Source organism: Shimia sp. R9_3 (assembly GCF_017743755.1).
GTDB lineage: Bacteria > Pseudomonadota > Alphaproteobacteria > Rhodobacterales > Rhodobacteraceae > Shimia.
Window position 1 is genome coordinate 25,198 of record NZ_JAGHRP010000004.1, and the last position, 17,172, is coordinate 42,369.

Annotated in this window: 16 protein-coding genes; 8 read left to right on the top strand and 8 right to left on the bottom strand. The window is 60.3% G+C overall.

All coding sequences use genetic code 11. The features are described 5' to 3' along the window. Positions 1-23 precede the first annotated feature (23 nt). A complete protein-coding gene (gene selD, locus J7412_RS11485) occupies positions 24-2,225 on the top strand; it encodes a selenide, water dikinase SelD (protein ID WP_247743901.1) in 2,202 nt (733 codons plus the stop codon). Here selD and mnmH read toward each other — a convergent pair whose 3' ends face one another. Together mnmH and paaZ are read right to left on the bottom strand one after the other, a co-directional pair. Next, positions 2,226-3,266 (bottom strand): tRNA 2-selenouridine(34) synthase MnmH, encoded by a 1,041-nt coding sequence (gene mnmH, locus J7412_RS11490; RefSeq protein WP_209078793.1) that lies wholly within the window; start codon positions 3,264-3,266, stop codon positions 2,226-2,228. An 86-nt stretch (positions 3,267-3,352) separates the two neighbouring features. Next, entirely contained in the window at positions 3,353-5,380 is a 2,028-nt protein-coding gene (gene paaZ, locus J7412_RS11495; protein WP_209078794.1) for a phenylacetic acid degradation bifunctional protein PaaZ, read from the bottom strand. Positions 5,381-5,500: 120 nt separating this feature from the next. Between paaZ and paaI the strand changes: the two genes are divergently transcribed. From paaI to J7412_RS11515, 4 genes are all read left to right on the top strand, one after another. Beyond that, on the top strand, positions 5,501-5,929 hold the full coding sequence (gene paaI / locus J7412_RS11500; protein WP_209079103.1) for a hydroxyphenylacetyl-CoA thioesterase PaaI: 429 nt from the start codon (positions 5,501-5,503) through the stop codon (positions 5,927-5,929). 21 nt (positions 5,930-5,950) lie between these two features. Continuing rightward, on the top strand, positions 5,951-7,252 hold the full coding sequence (gene paaK, locus J7412_RS11505) for a phenylacetate--CoA ligase PaaK (protein ID WP_209078795.1): 1,302 nt from the start codon (positions 5,951-5,953) through the stop codon (positions 7,250-7,252). Positions 7,253-7,256: 4 nt separating this feature from the next. Then, positions 7,257-7,889: a TetR/AcrR family transcriptional regulator gene (locus J7412_RS11510; protein ID WP_209078796.1), complete on the top strand. Its 633-nt coding sequence runs from the start codon at positions 7,257-7,259 to the stop codon at positions 7,887-7,889. A 93-nt stretch (positions 7,890-7,982) separates the two neighbouring features. Further along, on the top strand, positions 7,983-8,345 hold the full coding sequence (locus J7412_RS11515) for a hypothetical protein (RefSeq protein ID WP_209078797.1): 363 nt from the start codon (positions 7,983-7,985) through the stop codon (positions 8,343-8,345). Between the two features lie 48 nt (positions 8,346-8,393). Here J7412_RS11515 and J7412_RS11520 read toward each other — a convergent pair whose 3' ends face one another. The 6 genes from J7412_RS11520 to pcaF all read right to left on the bottom strand — a co-directional run bounded on the left by J7412_RS11520 (position 8,394) and on the right by pcaF (position 13,300). Next, positions 8,394-9,464, bottom strand: a complete 1,071-nt coding sequence (locus J7412_RS11520) for a 2Fe-2S iron-sulfur cluster-binding protein (protein WP_209078798.1) — start codon at positions 9,462-9,464, stop codon at positions 8,394-8,396. 10 nt (positions 9,465-9,474) lie between these two features. Next, positions 9,475-9,930 carry a 1,2-phenylacetyl-CoA epoxidase subunit PaaD gene (gene paaD, locus J7412_RS11525; protein ID WP_280637733.1) on the bottom strand — a complete coding sequence of 152 codons (456 nt, stop codon included), beginning with the start codon at positions 9,928-9,930 and terminating at the stop codon, positions 9,475-9,477. Positions 9,931-10,022: 92 nt separating this feature from the next. Beyond that, positions 10,023-10,787, bottom strand: coding sequence for a 1,2-phenylacetyl-CoA epoxidase subunit PaaC (gene paaC / locus J7412_RS11530; protein ID WP_209078799.1), 765 nt, complete (start codon positions 10,785-10,787; stop codon positions 10,023-10,025). Next, positions 10,787-11,071 (bottom strand): 1,2-phenylacetyl-CoA epoxidase subunit PaaB, encoded by a 285-nt coding sequence (paaB, locus tag J7412_RS11535; protein ID WP_209078800.1) that lies wholly within the window; start codon positions 11,069-11,071, stop codon positions 10,787-10,789. The genes paaC and paaB overlap by 1 nt, the downstream gene beginning before the upstream one ends. A gap of 9 nt (positions 11,072-11,080) precedes the next feature. Further along, positions 11,081-12,058 carry a 1,2-phenylacetyl-CoA epoxidase subunit PaaA gene (gene paaA / locus J7412_RS11540; RefSeq protein ID WP_209062854.1) on the bottom strand — a complete coding sequence of 326 codons (978 nt, stop codon included), beginning with the start codon at positions 12,056-12,058 and terminating at the stop codon, positions 11,081-11,083. Between the two features lie 36 nt (positions 12,059-12,094). Next, the gene (pcaF, locus tag J7412_RS11545) at positions 12,095-13,300 is read right to left on the bottom strand and encodes a 3-oxoadipyl-CoA thiolase (protein WP_209078801.1); all 1,206 of its coding nucleotides are present in this window, start codon (positions 13,298-13,300) and stop codon (positions 12,095-12,097) included. Between the two features lie 551 nt (positions 13,301-13,851). Here pcaF and napF point away from each other — a divergent pair. Genes napF through napA form a run of 3 tightly spaced genes read left to right on the top strand, consistent with a single transcriptional unit; the run spans position 13,852 to position 17,160 of the window. Beyond that, the gene (gene napF, locus J7412_RS11550; protein WP_209078802.1) at positions 13,852-14,418 is read left to right on the top strand and encodes a ferredoxin-type protein NapF; all 567 of its coding nucleotides are present in this window, start codon (positions 13,852-13,854) and stop codon (positions 14,416-14,418) included. An 8-nt stretch (positions 14,419-14,426) separates the two neighbouring features. After that, positions 14,427-14,657, top strand: a complete 231-nt coding sequence (locus tag J7412_RS11555; RefSeq protein WP_247738735.1) for a chaperone NapD — start codon at positions 14,427-14,429, stop codon at positions 14,655-14,657. 13 nt (positions 14,658-14,670) lie between these two features. Further along, positions 14,671-17,160, top strand: coding sequence for a nitrate reductase catalytic subunit NapA (napA, locus tag J7412_RS11560; protein ID WP_209078803.1), 2,490 nt, complete (start codon positions 14,671-14,673; stop codon positions 17,158-17,160). The last annotated feature ends 12 nt before the right edge of the window (positions 17,161-17,172 follow it).

Genomic DNA, 17,172 nt, shown 5'->3' on the forward strand with positions numbered 1-17,172 from the left:
GACGGATGAGGCGCAGAGACAGAATGCCGATGACTGCTGACAGGATGCTGACCCGCGATCTGGTTCTGGTGGGGGGCGGCCATGCCCATGCGCTGCTGTTGCGCATGTGGGGGATGCAGCCGGTGGCCGGTGTGCAGGTCACGCTGATCAATCCCGGAGCGACGGCGCCCTATTCGGGGATGCTGCCGGGACATATTGCCGGGCATTACAGCCGGGAAGCGCTGGATATTGATCTGGTGAAGCTGGCGGCATGGGCCGGAGTTCGGGTGATCGATGGTGCGGCAACCGCGATTGACCCTACGGCACGGGTTGTGACGGTAGAGGATGCCATCCTTGGAACGCGTGAAATCCCCTACGATGTTGCGTCGTTGGACGTGGGGCTGCATGCGGTTACGCCTCATATTTCCGGATTTGCCAAATACGGCGTTGGGGCGAAGCCCTTGGGGCTTTATGCTGACAGATGGGCGGGGTTCCTCAAACAAGTCGAGATGGGACAGGCTGAGGGCCGTGTGGCGGTAATTGGCGGCGGGGTCGCCGGATCGGAGCTGGCAATGGCGATGGCGCACCACCTGCGCCAGATTGGCCGACCGGGCGGGGTGCATCTGATTGAGGCGGGGGCAAAGCTTGGCACTGGGGTGCCGGGAGCGGATGCGCCATTGCGCGCCGCCATGTCAGCGCTTGGCATCACGGTGCATGTGAACGCGAAGGTGAGCCAGGTGCGTGCGGATGCGGTGGCCCTGAAGGGCGCTGAGGATGTAACCTCTGAGTTCACCGTGGCAACGGCGGGTGGTTTTGCCCATGACTGGGTTGCTGGCTCCGGGCTTCCCTGTGACGCGGATGGCTTTGTGCAGGTGGATGACCGGCTGTTGGTTGAAGGGCAGGAAGATCTGTTTGCCGTAGGTGATTGCGCGCATCTGCTGGCATCGCCGCGCCCCAAGGCCGGGGTGTTTGCGGTGCGGGCCGCGCCGGTTCTTCTGGCCAATATTCGTGCCGCGCTGTCCGGGGGCAGCTATGAGAGGTTCCGTCCGCAGGGGGATTACCTGAAGCTGATCTCTCTGGGGGGCAAAGAGGCGATGGCTGCGAAATGGGGTCGTGTGCTGCGCGGCCCGGCCAAGACGCTGTGGACCCTCAAGGATGGGATCGACCAGAAATTCATGCGCCAGTTTGACGAGCTGCCAAACATGGCGCCCGCTGCCAAAGCTGAGCCGGTGGCACAGGGCGGCCCTTCGCTGGGTGCCGATCAAATGTTGTGTGGCGGCTGTGGAGCCAAGGTGGCGCCCAAACAATTGGCACAGGCCGTGGCAGCCTTGCCAGCGGGCACACGCGATGATGTGTTGAGCGGTCCGGGAGATGATGCGGCGGTATTGCAGATGGGCGCGGCGCGTCAGGTGATTTCCGTGGATCACTTGCGTGGCTTTATCCAAGATCCCGGGCTGATGGCGCGGATAGCGGCGGTACATGCCTTGGGAGATGTCTGGGCCATGGGGGCTGCGCCGCAGTCTGCATTGCTATCCGTGACGCTGCCGCGCATGACGCCGGAGCTGCAGGCGCGGGCGATGGCGGAGGTGTTGCAGCAAACTGATGTGGTGGTGCGGCAGGCGGGGGCCGAGATTGTCGGCGGGCATTCGACCATGGGGGCTGAGCTGAGCATTGGCCTGACCGTCACGGGATTGCTCGACAGCGCGCCGATTACGGTGGCGGGTGCAAAAGCCGGGGATCGCTTAATCCTGACGCGGCCCATCGGTTCTGGAACGTTGCTTGCAGCGATGATGAAAGGCAAAGCGCAAGGGGCGGATGTGACCGCCGCGCTGGCGCAGATGGCGCAGCCGCAGGGAGATGCGGCGGCGATCCTTCGGGGTGCCCATGCGATGACGGATGTCACGGGCTTTGGCCTTGCCGGTCACTTGATGGCGATTTGTGCGGCCTCCGAGCTGGCGGCGGAGCTCGATCTGGCGGCGGTGCCGGTTTATGCTGGTGCTGAGGCGCTGGCAGCCGCAGGGCACCGCAGCACGATCTACAAAGATAACGCCGCGCATACGACGGTGTTTGGCGGGGAAAGCCCGCGGGCGGTTTTGCTGCATGATCCGCAGACTGCGGGTGGCCTGTTGGCGGCGGTGAAGGCAGAAGAAGCGGCAGGCTTGGTGGTGCAGTTGCGGGCGCTGGGACATGACGCGGCGGTGATTGGCACCCTCAACGAAGGCGGGCCGTCCATTACTCTGACGTGATCACTCTGCAGCGATCAGATCGGCGGCGGTGGCGGCGAGCGTATCCTCAGACAAATCTTGCAGGGCGAGCTCTTTGGCGGCCGGAGCATGCGCGCGGCTGATGCGGGCGTAGCGCGGGTCGTAATGCGTTGTCACCAGAGCCTGAATGAGGGGAGCAAAATCACGGGCCTGCGCCAAGGTCTGCCACTGTTGCACGATTTCATGGCCGTGATAGCGGGTCAGTTGGCTGAGCACATCGACGAGTTTGGCGCTGTCTTCCAGCATGTCGGGATAGGCGGTCATCAGGTGGGTGACGCGGGCCTGCAAGGGGGCGGTGAGGCGCAGATTGGGCGCGGCGATCATGGCCTGCCAGAGGGCTGGCGGGATGATCAGGCGGCCAATCTTGGAGCTTTCGGCCTCCACATAGACCTGACGGTCCGGCTTGAGCGCGGCGAGGCCCATAGCCAGCCGGCTTTCAAAGGCTTTCTGGCTCGGCTGCACCTCTGAGATCGGGCCAAAGAGAGAGCCGCGATGGGCGGCCATGGCCTCCAGATCGAGCGTTTGAGCGCCTTGGGCTGCGAGGTGATGCAAAAGACGGGTTTTGGCCGTGCCTGTGCCTCCGTCGATCACCACCACGGGGCAGGGCATCGTTCCATCATAGAGCGCCTTTGAGACCAGACGGCGATAGGCCTGATAGCCGCCCTCCACCGTGTCCGCGCGCCAGCCGATTTGTTTAAGGATGATGGCCACGGAGCCAGAACGCTGACCGCCGCGCCAGCAATAAACCAAGGGTTTGTAACTGCCCTCGCGATCGGCCAGCGGGCCTTCAAGATGCGCCGCCATATTGCGCGACACCAGCGCCGCCCCGATTTTGCGGGCTTTGAACGGGTCTTCCTGCACGTAGATGGTGCCGACGCGGGCGCGTTCCTCATTGGAAAGCGCAGGCAGGTTGATCGCGCCGGGCATGTGATCCTCGGCAAACTCGGCAGGGGAGCGCACATCGATGACCTCGTCAAACGGCAGGGCGGCGAGGTCGGCAAGCTGGGTGAGCGCGAGAGGCATGGGCGGCTCCGAAGTGGTTGCAGGCCAAGGGGTAGCGCGCCGCATGTCTTTGAACAAGCGGCTTATTGCGGCCCCTTGACGGGCTGCTAGTAGGCCACCATGGTCAGGAGCTCATATTCGGCCACCGCCTCATCATCCTGATTGGTGAGGCGCACGTGCCAGCGGACCTCGCCGTAGTCGTCATTGCGCTTGGTTTTCTGCTTCACCGTCAGCGCGACCTTGATGCTGTCACCCGGCGCCACCGGTTTCATGAAGCGCAGGCCATCAAGGCCGGTGTTGGCGAGCACGGGGCCTTCGTTGGGTTCAACAAAGAGGCCAGCGGCGAAGGACAGCAGGAGATATCCGTGGGCGACGCGGCCGGGGAAGAAGGGATTTCGGGCAGCGGCAGCTTCATCCATGTGGGCATAGAAGGTGTCGCCGGTGAAATGGGCAAAGTGTTCGATGTCTTCAAGCGACACTTCGCGAGGCGCGGTGTGCAGGGTCTCCCCGATCTGCAGTTCTCCAAAGCGGCGGGTGAACGGGTGGGCAGGCGCGGGCTGTTGCGCGGCACCGGGCACCCACTGGCCGGTGATTTTGGCGAGCATGTCAGGGCTGCCCTGAATGGCGGTGCGCTGCATGTAGTGTTTGACGGCGCGGATGCCGCCAAGTTCCTCGCCACCGCCAGCGCGCCCGGGGCCGCCGTGGGTCATATGGGGCAGGGGCGCGCCATGGCCTGTGGCCTCGGCCATGCTGTCGCGGTTGTTGATGTAGATGCGGCCATTATAGGCTGCGCTGCCCAGCGCGACGTCGAGGGCAATATCCGGATCATGTGTGATCAGTGAGGTGACCAGCGAGCCCTGTCCTTTGTTGGCCAGCGCAATGGCGTGGTCGAGCGTGCGGTAGCTCATGATGGTGGAGACCGGGCCGAAGGCTTCGGTGCCATGGGTATGGGTGGCAGTGTCCGGATCGGCGCAGTGAAACAGCATGGGCGGCACAAAAGCGCCCTTGGCGAGGTCACTGGCAAGCTCCATGTTTCCGGCCCCGTCAAACACCTGTTCGCATTCGGTGGCGAGAAGCGCGGCTTTGGCATGCACATCGCGTTTCTGCGCGGCGGAGACCAAGGCCCCCATTTGGGTGTTGGGCGCGCGGGGATCTCCGATCAGGGTGTCTGACAGGCGCTGGCTGAGCGCGTCGATCACGCTTTCGGTCGCGTTTTCTGGCACGATGATGCGGCGGATGGCGGTGCATTTTTGGCCCGCTTTGGTGGTCATCTCCTGCGCGGCCTCTTTGATGAAGAGGTCAAATTCCGGTGTGCCCACAGTGGCGTCTGGTCCAAGGATGGAGGCGTTGAGGCTATCGGCCTCTGCGGTGAATCGGGTTGAGTTCTGCAAAATCAGCGGGTTGGAGCGCAGTTTTAATGCGGTCTGTGCGGAGCCGGTGAAGGCCACAGCATCCTGACAGCCGAGATGATCGAGCATGTCGCCAAGGCCGCCTGAGACAAGTTGCAAAGCGCCTTCGGGGAGGATGCCGCTGTCGATGATGAGACGCACGCAAAGCTCGGTGACATAGCAGCTGGCGGTGGCGGGTTTTACAATGGCGGGCACACCGGCCAAAAGCGTGGGGGCGAGTTTTTCAAGCATGCCCCAGACCGGGAAGTTGAAGGCATTGATGTGGATCGCGACGCCTTGCAGCGGTGTGCAGATGTGCTGGCCCAGAAAGCTGCCGTTGCGGGAAAGTTGCTCGACCTCGCCATCGGGATAGACCGTGCTGTCGGGCATCTCGCGGCGGCCTTTGGAGGCGTAGACGAGCATGGTGCCGATGCCGCCGTCGATGTCGATCAGGTGATCGGTTTGCGTGGCTCCGGTATGAAAGGAGAGATCATAAAGCGCCTGCCGGTGTTCGCGCAGATGCAGAGCCAGTGCCTTAAGCATGCGGGCGCGGTCATGGAAGGTCATCTGGCGTAAGGCTGCGCCGCCGGTCTCGCGGGCGTAAGACAGCATCAACTGCACATCGAGCGTGTCATTGCCCGCAGTTGCGAAAGGCGCGCCGGTGATCGCGCAGTCAATTGCGCGCGCGGCGCTGTTTGGCGCAATCCACTGGCCTGCGGCGAAACTTGCCACCTGATGAATGGACATGGCTGCCCCTCCCTGAATGTCTCCTTTGGTTATTTATTGACCAACCGTTCGGTTTATGCAAGCTGGGAGAGAGGAACATCACGCAGGGGAGGCAGTGATGGGGAGGACGCGATGGGAGAGCTGACGCCAAAGGCGCGCGCGGAAAAGGCTGCGGCGGCGATGTGGGCGAGCGATCGCGCGATCCAGCATATCGGCATGGAGATTGCCGAGGTGGATGCCGGGCGTGCGGTGCTGACACTGACGGTGCGGCCTGAGCATTGCAACGGACATGGGATCTGTCACGGCGGCATCACCTTTATGCTGGCGGACAGCGCCTTTGCCTTTGCGTGCAACAGCCGCAATCAGATGACGGTCGCGCAGCACAACGCCATCAGCTACCTCGCGCCCGGACAAGAAGGCGATGTGCTGCGGGCTGAGGCGCGGGAGATCAGCCTCACCGGCCGCAGCGGGCTTTATGATGTCACCGTAACCAATCAGGACAATCAGGTGATTGCCGCCTTTCGCGGGGCGTCGCGTGCGGTCAAAGGCGCGGTATTTGAAGAAGACTAGCGGGGAACTTGGGAGGGTTTCATGAAGGATTTGTCACCACGGCGGGAGGAGCTGGAGCCAATCGAGATTGCCTCGATTGACGAAATCCGGGCGGTGCAGCTTGAGCGGCTGAAATGGTCGCTGCGCCATGCCTATGAAAATGTGCCGATGTACCGACTGCGGTTTGATGCGGCGGGGGTGCATCCGGATGATCTGAAATCGCTGAGCGATCTGGCGAAATTTCCCTTCACCTACAAAGACGACCTGCGCGACAACTATCCCTTTGGCATGCTGGCAGTGCCACGGGCGCAGATTGCGCGGTTGCATGCCTCCTCCGGCACCACGGGCAAGCCAACGGTGGTGGGCTATACGCAAAAAGACATCGACAATTGGGCGGATTTGATGGCGCGCAGCCTCCGGGCGTCGGGATTGCGCGCGGGTGACATGATCCACAACGCCTATGGCTATGGGCTGTTCACCGGCGGGCTGGGCGCGCACTATGGGATTGAGCGTCTTGGGGCAACAGTGGTGCCGATGAGCGGCGGGCAAACCGAGAAACAGGTTGGGTTGATCACAGATTTCAAGCCGGACGGGATCATGGTGACGCCGAGCTATATGCTCAACATTCTGGAGGCGTTTCAGGCGGCGGGGATCGATCCGCGCGAAAGTTCGCTGAGTGTTGGGGTGTTTGGGGCTGAGCCCTGGACCGACGCAATGCGCAAGGAGGTGGAAGCCGCCTTTGATATGCATGCGGTCGACATCTACGGGCTGTCGGAGATCATGGGGCCGGGTGTGGCCAATGAATGTGTGGAAACCAAAGATGGGCCGGTGATCTGGGAGGATCATTTCTATCCGGAGATCATCAACCCTGAGACCGGCGAAGTGGTTGCAGACGGGGAAATTGGCGAGTTGGTGTTTACCACCCTGACCAAAGAAGGCCTGCCAATGGTGCGCTATCGCACGCGCGATTTGACCCGGCTGCTGCCCGGCACGGCCCGCTCGATGCGCCGGATGGAAAAGATCACCGGGCGCAGTGATGACATGATCATTTTGCGAGGGGTGAATGTGTTCCCCTCACAAATCGAGGAACAGGTGCTGGCCACGGAGGGGCTTGCGCCCTATTACCAGATCGAACTTTACAAAGACGGTCGGATGGACGCGATGCGGGTGCATGTTGAGGCGCTGCCGGAAGCGGGCAACACAGAAGAGGCTACGCGGGTTTTGAGCAAACATATCAAAGCGATGGTCGGCGTTTCTGCAGCGGTTTCTGTGGGTACGCCGGGCTCGGTGGAGCGTTCTCAGGGCAAAGCGCGTCGGGTTGTAGACCGGCGGAGCGAAGGCTGAGCCCATGGCGCGCACAATTGCCAAAGATCACGATCAGAAGCGGGCGCATATCCTGAAGGTGGCGGCAAAAGTCTTTGCCGCCGAAGGGTTTGACCGCGCGTCTATGACGGTTTTGGCAAAGGCCTGCGGCATCTCCAAGGCCAATATCTATCACTATTACAGCGGCAAGGATGCCTTGCTGTTTGATGTGCTGGACAGCTATTTGCGCGCGCTGCGTGATCGGGTTTGCGGCTTGGAACTGGCGGAGTTGGCACCTGAGACGCAGCTGCGCGCGCTGTTGCGTGAAATCCTGTTGGCCTATCAGGGTGCTGACGATGAGCATCGGGTGCAGAGCAGCGGCATTGCGCGCCTGCCTGAGGCAGAGCAGCAGGTGCTGCGCGGTTATCAGCGTGACATGGTGGCGGTGATGAAGAGGGTTGTGGCGGCCAATGCGCCAGAGCTGTTTGCCGAGGATGCAGCGCGCCTGCATGAAACCACCATGTCGATCTTTGGCATGCTGAATTGGTACTATATGTGGCAGAGCGCTGCGGATCAGGCCGCGCGGCTGCGCTATGCGGATGTGGTGACCGATCTTGTGCTGAACGGGATCACAGGGACCACAGAAATCACAGGCACCGCAGGGGGCAGGAAACCCTGACCTGACAAAACATCCTTAATATGCGTTAATATTTGCACTGGTCAGCGCCGGTGTTAAGATTTGTTTTTTGGTTAATTTGTTTGAGGGATTTTCATGAAGACCTATATGAAATCTGTTGTTTTGGTAACGGCGCTGGCTGGGCCGACCTTCACGCAAGCTGATCCGTCCTTTGGTTTTGGTGTCACCTTTGTGTTTGGCGGCGACGTGGCTGCGGGCATTCGCGTTTTCAGTGATGACGAGCCGGAAAGTGCGGTTCTGGCGATCGGGGCGGACTATAAGTTCGGCTCCGGTGCGATCCGGCCCACGGTGGGTGCGGCCTGTCTGGATGAGGATTTCTACGTCGATTTCAGCCTTGGATATGATCTCGGCATTGGTGCGCTGGATTATGGTATCGGTATTGGCGGCGCGTTTGACACCGAAGAGGAGAGCTCAGGCTCTCCAGCGCCTCCAATCTAAGAAAATTCCATACATGACATGGTGTTAGCGGCCTGAATTTAAGCTCGCTCATTCGTCATATGACACCACCACGCGGTCGCTGAGCGGGTAGGACTGGCACGATAGCACGTAGCCTTTTTCCACCTCGTAATCCTCAAGCGCGTGGTTGGTGTGCATGTCGACCTCGCCTTCAAGCACGCGGCAGCGACAGGTGGCGCAGACGCCCGCCTTACAGGCATAGGGCACATCCAGCGACTGCGCGCGTGCGGCGTCGAGGATGGCGGTGTTCTGATCCATGGTGATGGTCTGCGTGGCGCCATCCAGCGTGATCGTCGCGGTCACTTTGTCGGCCTCTGAGGTCGTGCTGGCCGCTTTCTGTCTGGCGCGGCCGGGCTGGCTGCTGGCGAAGAGTTCAAATTTGATCTGCTCTTTGGCAAGACCGTGATCCTGCAGCGCTTTTGCGATGCCAAGCATCATCGGCTCCGGCCCGCAGATGAAGGCGGTGTCGACGCTGTTGATGTCGATCCAGCCTGAGCCAAAGAGCTGCGCGCATTTCTCCTCTGTCACCAGCCCGGTGAAGAGGTCGATTTCCTGACTGTCACTTTCCAGCACGTGGATCACGTTGAAGCGGCCCATGTAGAGGTTTTTGAGGTCTTCGAGTTCCTCGCGGAACATGATCGTGGTGACACCTTTGTTGGCGTAGATCAGGGTGAAATTGGCGCGTGGTTCGCGGCTGAGGGTGGTTTTGATCAGGGAAAGCACCGGTGTGATGCCGGAGCCGCCTGCAAAGCCGAGGTAGGTTTTGGCGGCATCTGCATCAAGATCGGTGAAAAACGTGCCCATGGGTGGCATGGCAGAGAGCGTGTCGCCAATTTTCAGGTCGGTATTGGCCCATGTGGAGAAGGCCCCGCCGTCGACCCGTTTGATACCCACCTGCAGCACGCCGTCGTCTTTGCCAGCGCAGATCGAATAGGAGCGGCGCAGCTCTTCGCCGTCAAAATCTCGCTTGAACGTCAGGTATTGGCCTTGGGTGAAATCAAACACCGCCGCGTCATCAGCAGCCGGGGCGAGGGTGACCACCACCGCGTCCCGGATGGTCTTTTGGATGTCTGTGACCGTGAGGTCATGAAAACGCGCCATGGTGGTCTCCTCAGATGCATTTGAAGTGGTCGAAGGGTTCCAGACAGCTCTTGCAACGCCAAAGAGATTTGCAGGGTGTGGAGCCAAATTGGCTGATCTTTTCAACAGCTTTCGCGCCACAGTTCGGGCAAGAATCTGGCCTGCCAGAAGCGGTTGGCGGGGCGATGCCATAGGCTTTGAGCTTGGCGCGGCCCTGATCTGTCATCCAGTCGGTGGTCCATGCCGGGCTGAGCTGGCTGCGCAGTTTGAGGTCGCTAACGCCGTGGTCTCGCAGAGCGGTTTCGATATCGAGGTTGATGATCGAGGTGGCGGGGCAGCCGGAATAAGTGGGGGTCACGGTGACGATGAGCGTTTCACCTTCATAAGCCACATCGCGGATCACGCCGAGATCGGTGAGCGAGATCACCGGAATTTCCGGGTCAGGGATGGCGTGGAGCCAGGTCCAGATTTGCTCAATACTCGGCAAAGCCGAGTCGCCTGGCGATAGGCCGGGCAGCGCCCAACCGCCCCCATGGGCGGGCGCTTCGCTTCCGCCCGCGATTGCACGATGCCCTTTGATCACCACGTTGCCCCCGGATAGGCGCGCTGCAGCCACTGCATTTGGGTCAGCAAATGCCCGAGGTGTTCGGTGTGCGTCTGACCAGTGCGACCACCTTTGTGCGCAAATGTGCTTTCCGGGACCGTCAGCGTGGCCTCAGCGAGAACTCTGCCCACCAGAGCGTCATATTCAGTGCGCAGGTTGGCGGGATCGGGGGCGATGCCGGCCTCGGCCATGGCGGCATCCACCGGATCGCTGGCAAACATCTCTCCAATGTAAGGCCAGAGCCGATCGAGCGCGGCTTGCATACGGTTGTGGCTTTCCTCGGTGCCATCGCCAAGACCAACCACGGTGTCAGCTGACCGCTCCACATGATAGGCGGCTTCTTTACTGGCTTTCTCCGCAATCTCAGCGACGCGCGGATCTGAGGATTTTGCCAGACGGGGCAGGTGGATTGACTGGAAGGCGTCAAAGAGGAATTGGCGCATCAGGGTTTGGCCAAAATCGCCATTGGGCAGCTCGACCAGTAGGAGATTGCGGAAATCCCAGACGTCGCGCAAAAAAGCGAGGTCGTCGGCGGTTTTGCCGTCGCCCATGACCTCTGCGGCATAGGTGAGCCAGAGCTGGGTTTGGCCCATCAGGTCGAGCGCTGTGTTGGCGAGCGCGATGTCTTCTTCGAGCACGGGCGCATGGCCGCACCATTCAGAGGTGCGGTGGCCGAGGATCAGGGCGTTGTCGCCCATACGCAGCAAGAACTCTGCAAGTTGGGTGTTGTCCTGCGCCATCACATATGCCCCACGTCATCAGGAATGTCGTAGAAGGTGGGGTGGCGGTAGATCTTGCTCTCGGACGGCTCATAAAGCGGGCCTTTTTCCGATGGTGCCGAGGCTGAAATATTATTCGCTTCCACGACCCAGATGGACACACCTTCGTTGCGGCGGGTGTAGACATCGCGTGCGTTTTTGATGGCCATTTCCGCATCTGGTGCGTGCAAGGAGCCGACGTGGCGGTGGCTGAGGCCGTGTTGGCCACGGATGAAGATTTCCCAGAGGGGCCATTCTTTGGACATGTCTGCCTCCTATTCCGCAGCGGTTTTGCGGGCGCGTTTCTTTTCTGCATGGGCCAGCAAGCCCTCGCGCACCCATGCGCCGTCGTCCCACGCTTTGTTGCGTGCCTCCAGCCGTTCTGTGTTGCAGGGGCCATTGCCTTTCAGGACGTCAAAGAACTCTGACCAGTCAGGCTCGGAGAAGTCGTAGCCGCCTTTTTCCTCGTTCCACGCAAGGTTTTCATCCGGCACGGTGAGGCCGAGAAATTCCGCTTGTGGCACGGTTTGGTCGACGAATTTCTGGCGCAGCTCGTCGTTGGTGTTCATCTTGATTTTCCATGCCATGTTCTGGGTGGAATGCACCGACTCTGCGTCAGACGGGCCAAACATCATGAGCGAGGGATACCAGAACCGGTTGAGTGCATCCTGCGCCATGCGGCGCTGCGCCTCGGTGCCCTGTGCCATCTTCATCATGATGTCAAAGCCCTGACGCTGATGGAAACTTTCCTCTTTGCAGATGCGGATCATGGCGCGGGAATAGGGGCCGTAGGAAGTGCGTTGCAGCGGGACCTGATTCATGATGGCTGCCCCATCCACCAGCCAGCCGACCGCGCCGATGTCGGCCCATGTGAGGGTGGGGTAGTTGAAGATGGAAGAGTATTTCATCTTGCCAGACAGGAGCTGTTCGGTCAGGTCATCGCGGCTCACACCGAGGGTTTCAGCGGCGCAGTAGAGGTAGAGGCCGTGACCGGCCTCATCCTGCACTTTTGCCAGAAGGATCATTTTGCGCTCAAGCGTGGGCGCGCGGGTGATCCAGTTGCCCTCGGGCAGCTGACCGACGATCTCGGAATGGGCATGTTGCCCAATCTGGCGGATCAGGGTTTTTCTGTAACCTTCGGGCATCCAATCACGTGGCTCGATCTTGATGTCGGCATCAATGCGGGCCTGAAACTCCGCTAGTTTTTGCGGATCATCCTGGCTGGCTTCTGACTGGATCATCTGAGCGTACATGATTGGTATCCTCCTCTGGCGTCGGGCTGAGAAATGTCAGACCCTTTCGAGAATAAGTGCGGTGCCTTGGCCAACGCCGACACACATGGTGCAAAGCGCGTAGCGGCCGCCGGTGCGTTTGAGCTGATAAGCGGCGGAAAGCACGAGGCGTGCGCCGGACATGCCGAGCGGGTGGCCGATGGAAATGGCGCCGCCGTTCGGGTTCACATGGGGCGCGTCATCAGCCACGCCGAGTTCGCGCAGCGATGCGAGGCCCTGAGCCGCGAAAGCCTCATTCAATTCTATCACATCCATCTGTGCGATGGTGAGACCTGTGCGCTTCAAAACTTTGCGCGTGGCCGGTACCGGGCCGATGCCCATCACGCGTGGCGCAACGCCTGCGGCGGCCATGCCCACGATGCGGGCCATCGGGGTCAGCCCGTTGGCGGCGGCGGCCGCTTTGGTGGCCATCAGCAATGCGGCGGCGCCGTCGTTGACGCCTGAGGCATTGCCCGCTGTGACGGTTAGATGGGCGCCATTCACGCCGCGCAGTTTGGCGAGCTTTGCAGCGTCTGTGCCGGGGCGGGGGTGCTCATCTGTGTCGACAATCAGCGGATCGCCTTTGCGCTGTGGCACGGTCACCGGGGTGATTTCTTCAGCGAAATAACCGGCGGCATGGGCCGCGGCCCAGCGCGCCTGAGAGCGGGCGGCAAAGGCGTCCTGATCTTCGCGGTTGATGTGATAGTCTTCGGCAACATTGTCCGCGGTTTGCGGCATGCTGTCGGTGCCATACATGGCCTTCATTTTCGGGTTCACAAAGCGCCAGCCGATGGTGGTGTCAAACACCTCATTGGCACGCGAAAACGCGGCGGTGGCTTTGGGCATAACGAAGGGCGCGCGGGACATGCTTTCGACGCCGCCTGCGATGGCCATGTCGTAGTCACCCGCGCGCAGGCCGCGCGAGGCCATGCCAACCGCATCCATGCCAGAGGCGCAGAGGCGGTTGATCGTGGTGCCGGGCACGTCGGTCGGCAAGCCTGCGAGCAGGGCGGCCATGCGCGCCACATTGCGGTTGTCTTCGCCCGCCTGATTGGCAGAACCGAAAATCACGTCATCAAGTGCAGCCCATTCGACTTGGGGATTGCGTGCCATCAGTGCGGCGATGGGCGCTGCGGCGAGATCGTCTGTGCGCACCGAAGAAAGCGCCCCGCCGTAGCGGCCAATTGGGGTGCGTGTGGCGTCACAGATAAAAGCGTCTGACATGTTTCCTCCCGGGATCTCTGCGTTTCGGCACGTGCCGCGATCCCTTGTGTTTTCCTAAGCGTCGGTTCGATTCGTCGCAAGTTAAAGTTACGTTATTTGGTTTTTGTGGATATTTGTGTAACGCTTTCCGTTACCAAAAACCGCACATGCTTCGCAAATGAAACAAACAACTTTAGTGAGTTGAAGCGTGAACACGAAAAGGGACCCCGCGTCGTATCGCTGTGCGCCAAGGTTTTTTTGAGGGGACTGCTGTGGGGCCAGAATGCGCTGCGTCTTAGCGCTCATTGCCGAAATGCTCTGAGAGGGCCAAAAAATCGATGCGCCAAACATGCATGTTTTGACACACGCATAGCTTGAGGTGTACGCTGGGGAAGTCGCGAATATGCAGTTGTAATTGTTGAGTTTAACCTCTGCCTCGGCAGATAAAAGCTTCACTAAATCGGCGCATAATGATCTAGGTCAATTACGCAAGCCTATTTGTGGCGCAAGAACGCACTTACGACTTCAAGACCCGAACAGAATTTTTCTACGGTGTTTACGTGACGTTAGAGATGCGACATTCGCCTGAGCGCCGTGCCCTTTTGACCGGGCAGTTTGCGCGCACACAGGCGTTGCGTCCGCCGGGCGCACTTGAGAGCGGGCTGTTTGAAGAGGCCTGCTCCCATTGTGGAGACTGCGCGGCGGCATGCCCGCAAGCCATCATTAAAGCCGATGACGCCGGCTTCCCTGTGGTGGATGTGAGCGACCACGCTTGTGATTTCTGTAACGCCTGTTCGGACGTTTGCACCGCTGGTGCGATCCTGCCCGCGACCGGATGGGAGGTACGCGCGGTTGTCGCGGAGAGCTGCCTCTCGCTGCAGGGTGTGATGTGCCGCACTTGCGAAGATCATTGCGACGAAGGCGCCATTCGTTTTCGCCTTATGACAGGGGGACGGTCGCAGCCCAACATTGATGTTGTTGCCTGTAGCGGATGCGGGGCCTGTGTTGCGCCTTGTCCGGCAGATGCTCTGTCGCTTCACCATCCTGCGCCCGCAGCCGCGGCGGAGGACGAGACTTCCCCAGCCAGCCTTTCCCAAGCCAGCGAGTTGCCAAAATGTACAATATCTGCGGATGCCTAGTTCATGCGATGCCTGAGCGTGTCTCAGAAATCGTCGCTGATATCAAAGCCACGGAAGGCTGTGAGGTGCACGCCCAAGAAGAGGGGCGGATTGTCACCACCGTTGAAGACACCGAGACCAGACGCGCCTCGGAGATCATCATGGACATGCACCAGATCCCCGGTGTGATCACCATCACGCTGACCTATCACCATTTCGAACCAAGCGGCGCGGATGCAGCCGCATCCAAAACGCTCTGAAGGAGGTCTAGCCATGACATTGCCAACGTCCCGACGTAGTTTCCTGAAGGCCTCGGCCGCTGCGGCCACGGCCTCTGCCGCAGGGATCACCTTGCCCAAAGAGGCGCAGGCACAGGTAGGCACGCCCGATATCCGCTGGGACAAAGCGGCCTGCCGGTTCTGCGGCACGGGCTGTTCGGTCCTGGTGGGGGTCAAGGATGGCAAAGTGGTTGCCACCCAAGGCGACCCGAAAGCGGAAGTGAACCGCGGCCTGAACTGTATCAAGGGCTACTTCCTGTCCAAGATCATGTATGGCGCGGACCGGCTGACCCAGCCGATGCTGCGCAAGACCAATGGAGTCTATGATAAAGAAGGTGAGTTCACGCCGGTGAGCTGGGATGAAGCCTTCGACATCATGGAAGAGAAGTTCAAAGCTGCGCTGAAGGACAAAGGTCCGACCGGCATCGGCATGTTCGGCTCTGGTCAGTGGACGGTCTGGGAAGGCTATGCCGCCGCCAAGCTGATGAAGGCGGGCTTTTTGTCCAACAACATCGACCCGAATGCGCGCCACTGCATGGCCTCTGCGGTGGTTGGCTTTATGCGGGCCTTTGGCATCGATGAGCCGATGGGCTGTTATGATGACCTTGAGGCGGCGGACACCTTTGTGCTCTGGGGCTCCAACATGGCGGAGATGCACCCGATCCTGTGGTCACGCATCAGCGACACACGCCTGACCAAGCCCGGCGCGCAGGTGCATGTGCTCTCCACCTTTGAGCATCGCTCGTTTGAGCTGGCGGACAATGGCATGATCTTCACGCCGCAGACCGACCTCGCCATCCTGAACTACATCGCGAACTACATTATCGAAAATGACGCGGTGAACTGGGACTTTGTGAATAAGAACGTTAATTTCACCAAGACTGCGACCGACATCGGCTATGGCCTGCGCCCAGAGCATGAGCTTCAGCAAGCGGCGGCGAACCCGAACAGCGGCAAGCTCGAAGCGATCGATTTTGAGGCCTACAAAGACTATGTCAGCGAATACACGCTGGAATATGTGAGCGAGCTGTCCGGCGTGCCGGAGAGCAATCTGCTGCGCCTGGCACAGCAGTATGCCGATCCGGATCGGAAGGTGATGAGCCTCTGGACCATGGGTTTCAATCAGCACTCCCGTGGTTCTTGGGTGAACGGCTTGATGTACAATGTGCACCTGCTGACCGGTAAGATTTCAGAGCCGGGCAACTCGCCATTCTCGCTAACAGGGCAGCCTTCGGCCTGTGGGACGGCGCGTGAGGTGGGGACATTTGCCCACCGTCTGCCGGCTGACATGGTGGTGGCCAATGATGAGCACCGTGCGATTGCCGAGAAGAAGTGGAAACTGCCCAGCGGCATCCTGAACGCCAAGCCGGGTTCCCATGCTGTTCAGCAGAACCGAGACCTAAAAGACGGCAAGATCAACGCCTATTGGGTGCAGGTGAACAACAACATGCAAGCCGCGCCCAATATGAATGAGGAAGGCTATCCGGGCTATCGCAACCCTGACAACTTCATCGTGGTGTCTGATCCCTATCCAACGGTCACTGCATTGGCGGCAGACCTGATCCTGCCCACAGCGATGTGGGTGGAAAAAGAGGGCGCCTTTGGCAACGCGGAGCGCCGCACGCAATTCTGGCGTCAGCAGGTGGATGCGCCGGGTGAGGCAAAGTCGGATCTATGGCAGCTGATGGAATTCTCCAAACGCTTCACCACTGATGAGGTTTGGCCCGCCGACATTCTGGATGCCAACCCTGAGTTCAAAGGCAAATCCCTGTTTGATGTGCTGTTTGCCAATGGGCAGGTCGACAAATACGCGCTTTCGGAAACCGCAGAGGGCTTCGCCAACGCGGAATCTGAGGACTTCGGCTTCTATGTGCAGAAAGGCCTATTTGAAGAATATGCCGCCTTTGGGCGGGGGCACGGGCATGATCTTGCGGACTTTGACGTCTATCACGAGGAGCGCGGTCTGCGCTGGCCAGTGGTTGACGGCAAGGAGACCAAATATCGTTTCCGCGAGGGCTACGACCCTTACGTGAAAGAAGGCGAAGGCGTTAAGTTCTACGGACACAAAGACGGCAAGGCGAAGATCATTTTTGCCCCATATGAGCCGCCAGCGGAGGTTCCGGATGAGGAGTTCAATATGTGGCTCGTCACCGGCCGTGTGCTGGAGCACTGGCATTCCGGTTCCATGACCCGGCGTGTGCCCGAGCTGCACCGTGCTTATCCTTATGCGCAGGTGTTCATGCATCCTGAGGACGCCAAAGAGCGTGGCCTGCGACGGGGGCAGGAGATCACCATCGCCACCCGCCGCGGCGAGATGCACAGCCGGGTGGAAACCCGTGGTCGCAACCGGATGCCGCGTGGCGTGGTGTTTGTGCCATGGTTTGATGAGGGCCAGCTGATCAACAAGTTGACACTGGATGCGACCTGTCCGCTGTCCAAGGAAACGGACTTCAAAAAATGTGCCTGCAAGGTGGAGCGCGCCTGAGGGGCGTCCCAC

What these genes read in the sequence shown, in the direction of transcription:
- paaB (WP_209078800.1), bottom strand. Translation starts at nt 11,071, where the DNA reads ATGTCCAAAGAATGGCCCCTCTGGGAAATCTTCATCCGTGGCCAACAC.
- paaZ (WP_209078794.1), bottom strand. Translation starts at nt 5,380, where the DNA reads ATGTCCATTCATCAGGTGGCAAGTTTCGCCGCAGGCCAGTGGATTGCG.
- mnmH (WP_209078793.1), bottom strand. Translation starts at nt 3,266, where the DNA reads ATGCCTCTCGCGCTCACCCAGCTTGCCGACCTCGCCGCCCTGCCGTTT.
- J7412_RS11510 (WP_209078796.1), top strand. Translation starts at nt 7,257, where the DNA reads ATGGCGCGCACAATTGCCAAAGATCACGATCAGAAGCGGGCGCATATC.
- J7412_RS11515 (WP_209078797.1), top strand. Translation starts at nt 7,983, where the DNA reads ATGAAGACCTATATGAAATCTGTTGTTTTGGTAACGGCGCTGGCTGGG.
- napF (WP_209078802.1), top strand. Translation starts at nt 13,852, where the DNA reads ATGCGACATTCGCCTGAGCGCCGTGCCCTTTTGACCGGGCAGTTTGCG.
- selD (WP_247743901.1), top strand. Translation starts at nt 24, where the DNA reads ATGCCGATGACTGCTGACAGGATGCTGACCCGCGATCTGGTTCTGGTG.
- paaC (WP_209078799.1), bottom strand. Translation starts at nt 10,787, where the DNA reads ATGGCGCAGGACAACACCCAACTTGCAGAGTTCTTGCTGCGTATGGGC.
- napA (WP_209078803.1), top strand. Translation starts at nt 14,671, where the DNA reads ATGACATTGCCAACGTCCCGACGTAGTTTCCTGAAGGCCTCGGCCGCT.
- J7412_RS11555 (WP_247738735.1), top strand. Translation starts at nt 14,427, where the DNA reads ATGCCTGAGCGTGTCTCAGAAATCGTCGCTGATATCAAAGCCACGGAA.
- J7412_RS11520 (WP_209078798.1), bottom strand. Translation starts at nt 9,464, where the DNA reads ATGGCGCGTTTTCATGACCTCACGGTCACAGACATCCAAAAGACCATC.
- paaK (WP_209078795.1), top strand. Translation starts at nt 5,951, where the DNA reads ATGAAGGATTTGTCACCACGGCGGGAGGAGCTGGAGCCAATCGAGATT.
- paaA (WP_209062854.1), bottom strand. Translation starts at nt 12,058, where the DNA reads ATGTACGCTCAGATGATCCAGTCAGAAGCCAGCCAGGATGATCCGCAA.
- pcaF (WP_209078801.1), bottom strand. Translation starts at nt 13,300, where the DNA reads ATGTCAGACGCTTTTATCTGTGACGCCACACGCACCCCAATTGGCCGC.